At 60.5% G+C, this 3,336-nt stretch carries 3 protein-coding genes; all 3 read left to right on the forward strand.

From position 1 onward, the window contains the following. The first annotated feature begins 722 nt into the window (after positions 1-722). The 3 genes from ABIB42_RS25680 (at position 723) to ABIB42_RS25690 (ending at position 3,275) form a co-directional block, all read left to right on the forward strand. Positions 723-1,787 (forward strand): integrase domain-containing protein, encoded by a 1,065-nt coding sequence (locus ABIB42_RS25680; protein ID WP_429249204.1) that lies wholly within the window; start codon positions 723-725, stop codon positions 1,785-1,787. A gap of 104 nt (positions 1,788-1,891) precedes the next feature. After that, positions 1,892-2,758, forward strand: coding sequence for a DNA-binding protein (locus ABIB42_RS25685; protein WP_005666860.1), 867 nt, complete (start codon positions 1,892-1,894; stop codon positions 2,756-2,758). 301 nt (positions 2,759-3,059) lie between these two features. After that, positions 3,060-3,275 (forward strand): helix-turn-helix domain-containing protein, encoded by a 216-nt coding sequence (locus ABIB42_RS25690; RefSeq protein WP_429249205.1) that lies wholly within the window; start codon positions 3,060-3,062, stop codon positions 3,273-3,275. The last annotated feature ends 61 nt before the right edge of the window (positions 3,276-3,336 follow it).

Genomic DNA, 3,336 nt, shown 5'->3' on the forward strand with positions numbered 1-3,336 from the left:
GTTCTGCTGAATACTGCTTCACACGATCTCTCTTGCCCGTCCCCGGTTGGTATTTACTTCATCAGGTGACGCGACAACTATTCTGACACCGGGGGTTATTGAAATACTGTAGTCACTCCCATCGCAGGGGTTCTAAGAGCACCTCTCCAAAAGCCTTCATATCGTCCCAGGTTCAGCGCGCGAGCTTCCTATTGGTCAGCTCGCTACTGAGCCGTCATGATCCCGTCCATGTTGCGCAACGCGTCCATGGCCTGCGGATATTTGCGTCGAGGCTAGACCTCGCGCCTGCCGGCCAGACCGGCAGTTCTCAACATCATTGCCTAGAGCAAAACGTATTGCAGCGTAGCGTCACCTTTGGTGCCGCGTCCTGCTTGGTCCCAGAGGCCAGCAGGCGTGGTCGTTACGTAGCCGTCAGCAGCCCGATGGGAGGGCTGACCTGGATAGCGACGGCGCAATTCGTCATCCGTCTGTAGCACCTGCCGCCTACGGCAGTCTGTCCGCGAAGCTTCTTTCGCGCCCGCAAGGGACATGCTCGGCCCGGAGAAATCCAGCCCTGCTTGTGGCCGCGCATTTTTAAGCTCCCGAGCCGCACTGCGGCGAACCTCTATCCCCGTGCGCGCATCCAGGGCGGCGCGCACGGCTCTCTCGCCCTGGCCACCCGCGCTTCGCCGGCGCGCGCGGGTGGCACCGCGCCGGCACATCCACACGCTAGGAGATTGGTAATGGCAAAACGGCAGCACGAGAACTGGAAGGGCGACCTGAAGGAAACTCTCGACAAGCACAACGGACAGCATGCGACCCGCAAGAAAGTGGTTTCGCACCGTTCAGGAGAAGCCCGTGCGGACGGCCTGTTTCGTATGTTTGGGCAACTGTGGCAAATGGGACTGAAAGTCATGCCAAGGAACCTCGGTGAGCGCCATGTACGCGCGTTGGTCAGCCACTGGATTGCGGACCCAGAGTTCGCGAGGGAATTAGAGCAGCGCAACGCAAAACTCAAGCCACGCACTGTCCCGCTTAGCGCAGCCTACATCCAGCAGCAGTTGTCCTTCCTCCGCACTTTCGCAGGCTGGATCGGTAAGCCTGGCCTGGTTAGACCCGCTGAGGCATACGCGCCGGCGGAATTGGTCCGGCGAGAGCTCTGCGCTACACGCGATCGCACTTTCAGCGGGAACGGCGTCGACAAGGCGGCCGTGCTGGAAAAGGTGACTGCATACGATGAATACGTCGGGGTGCAGCTTGAGGTGATGATCGCCTTCGGCCTGCGCCGAAAGGAAGCCGTGATGTTCGATCCGCGCCTGGCAGAAGTACCTGCGCACGCCCTCCCCGCGTCGGCGGGTGACACTCCCTACCTAGCGTTCCTGCGCATCAAGCGTGGCACAAAAGGAGGACGCCTGCGCTTCACGGCGATCCGTAACGAGGATCAGCGCGTGGCGCTCGCCAAGGCCAAGGCGCTCGCCCGCCATCACGGCCATATTGGTCGGCCTGGACTGACGCTCAAGCAGGCACTGAGACGTTTCTCGGACGTCCTCCGCGCGGTCGGGGTGACGCGGCGCGAACTGGGCGTAACACCGCACGGGCTGCGCCACGATTTCGCGGCCGATTTGTATCTCGAGATCGCGAAGGTAGAACCACCCATCCGCGGCGGAAGCATCGACGCCCACACGATGAACACAGCGTATCTGGAGGTGGCGCGTCAGCTCGGCCACGGCCGTCCCGGAATTTCGGGCGCGTACCTTGGTACCCGCAAAAAACCGCGCGAGAGTGATGATGCCGATGATCCTAGCTAGCAAAACGCCGTCTGCTACCTGCCCGATGGCGGTTAATAGCGCCAGCGCCGGCACCACGAATCGTAACGTAACGTACCGCCAGTATTACGTAACAGGAGACCACCATGGGTCGATCTACAACAGTGATGTATGAACAGGTCGCCGCAGCGGCGGAGCAGATGCAGGCCGAAGGGCTCACCCCAACGGCCAAACTGCTCCGCTCGATGCTGGGCAACACAGGTAGCCTGGCTACCATCCAACGCCACGTCGTCGAATGGCGATCCAGACAGGGAAGCGGTCAGTCAGTGATCCGCATTCTTTCGCCGGAAATTCAGCGCGTGGTCTTCAAATTCATCGACGAGGAGGTCTGCCGAAGCAACGGCGAGCTCATACAGCAGGTCGAACAAGCCAAGCGCGACTTGGCCGACCTCATTGCCGACAACGAAGAACAAACCAATCTGGTACGCCAACTGCAGGCCGAGCTGGCAGATCAGGCCACGTTCCGCGCCAAACAGGATGGCCAGATTACGCGGCTGCTGGAAGAACTGAGCAGCGCGCGCGAGGAAGCCTCTGTGGAGCGTCGCGAATCAGAGCTGGCAAGGCTTGAGCTGAGCAAGGTCCAAGCGCGCCTTGAAGGGCATGCCTCACTTGAGAACGAACTGCGACAGCTGCGTGTCGACTTCGAAGCACAGCGCCAGGCCTGCGTGAGGGCCGAGCAGGATGCAGCCGTGTTGAAAGCGCAGAGAGAAATACTGGAAGCGCGGCTCGCCGAGCTGAAGGAAGCCGCATCACCCCAAACCGTGGCCTGCGGCGACGGAAGCCGTGATGGACAAGCCAGCATGGCTACTGAGCGCACTCCAAAGACGACCAGACGCCGGGCCGGGAATAGCCGAGAGAGCGAGGCGCCTTCGGGGCAGGATCCTGTCCATGCATCTGGCGCCGCCAGCGTGCCGACAGAGCCCGGAGACCCCAGGCAAGCCAGACTGTGCTGATGTCTTGATCACTGCGCTATTGAAGTGGACTGGTATGCGGCGAACGTTCCCCTGTCTTGGTAATCAACGCGTCCGCACTAGCGCCGCGTCCTCCAAGAGGCAGATGCTCCAGTGCCAGGCTTTCTTGCCAAGCCTTGGAGCAGCCCTACCCTTACGGTCGCTCTGGAAAATATGGTGTTATGCCGCTCTGAACAGCATGACCTGGGTGGAGGCGGCGTCAACCGAATGCTGCAGTTGGTATCAGATGCGATGGACGCCGGGTATCTCGCAGCTTGAAAGACCTTTTGGATAAGCCAACAAAATGGAACCAAACGCTATTTATTCACTCGAGGAGGCGGCGCGAGAACTGCATGCGACGCCTGACACCATCGCTCAGTATGCCCGCAGCGGCGAGTTGTGTGGCACGCTGATCGGAAAGGGCTGGATTTTTACGGGCCAAAAGCTTCTCGACTTCGTCAACGCCCAATCGGCGAAGGAGGCCGCCCCCCTCTGTCAGGATAGATGTCGCGTCACTTGAATCACTTTAATCCATCCGGGGGCGGAGCAAAGACGCGCAGTGAATCAGTACCCAGCAGAAC

The organism is Massilia sp. UYP32 (genome assembly GCF_050434365.1).
Lineage (GTDB): Bacteria > Pseudomonadota > Gammaproteobacteria > Burkholderiales > Burkholderiaceae_D > Telluria > Telluria timonae.